Genomic DNA, 1,038 nt, shown 5'->3' on the forward strand with positions numbered 1-1,038 from the left:
TTTACGCTGGCCATCGATGTCTTGCACTTTGATACGTAACAATTCGCCAATACGTAAACCGCACCCATAGCAAACCACTATTAACGTTTTTAGTCGCATATCATCCGTACAGCTTTCTATCAGCCCCCGCATATCATCACGTGATAAATAGGTAGGTGCGCGCGACTTCGCTTTTGGCAGTGCAATATCTAAGTTCAATGGCCGATGTAAAATATTCTTAAACAAGAACCAAATACTGTTTATTTGTATTTTCTGACTTGCTCTAGAAAGTTTACGAATCGCGGGATCGTTAAAAAAGGCGTTAAGCTCGTCATCCGTAATCGAGTCAAGCGGTTTATTAAAATAGTGACTGAGTTTAAGTAAATGTTCACAGTAGCTTTTACATGTACTTTGCGAATAACCTCGATAGGCTATTTCAGTTTTGACTTGTTCAATGTGCGTATTCTCATGACTTTGATCACCGATTCTCATCAGCTTTGATCACTTGATTTATCATTTTGTAGAGCCGTTTTTAAATTAGCTTAACTGATCATCATCAGTCAATTTATTTAACTGTTTTCGTATCGATTCTCCTTTTAAGTTCAACTTAATCGAACCATGAATTAGCCTATCTAAAATGGCGTCAGCATGGGTTGATTCTCCTATCATTTCATGCCAGTTTTCCTGTGGTAGCTGGCTTATAATTATGTGTGATTTATACCCATACCGCGCATCGATTAATTCGAGTAAGTCACCTCGTTGCTGTGCACTCAGTGGTTCAAGCCCCCAGTCGTCTAAGATCAGTAGATCATACTTTATTAACTTCGCCAGTAATTTCCGGTAACTACCATCTGCTTGTGCTAGAAACAGGCTTTCGAGTAGTTCTTTTAATCGAATATAGTAAACACTTTTTCCTTGTAGGCAGTGCTCATGTCCTAAGGCACACGCAAGGTATGTTTTTCCACAGCCTGTTGCCCCAGTGATTAAGATATTTTGATGTAAGTTTAGCCAGCTATTTTGGCTTAAGTTACGTATCTGTGCTTTTTCTATATTACGTGT

The 1,038-nt window shown here is 38.9% G+C and carries 2 protein-coding genes; both read right to left on the bottom strand.

Annotation, left to right across the window (positions count from 1 at the left end; translation table 11 throughout):
* On the bottom strand, window positions 1-471 hold a 471-nt coding region (locus H5201_RS22435; protein WP_182785446.1), incomplete at its 3' end, for a phage integrase N-terminal SAM-like domain-containing protein.
* Between the two features lie 45 nt (window positions 472-516).
* Window positions 517-1,038: IS21-like element helper ATPase IstB (istB, locus tag H5201_RS22440; RefSeq protein WP_182785447.1), on the bottom strand; the 522-nt coding region annotated here is incomplete at its 5' end.

This window comes from Pseudoalteromonas sp. SG43-6 (assembly GCF_014164365.1).
GTDB lineage: Bacteria > Pseudomonadota > Gammaproteobacteria > Enterobacterales > Alteromonadaceae > Pseudoalteromonas > Pseudoalteromonas rhizosphaerae.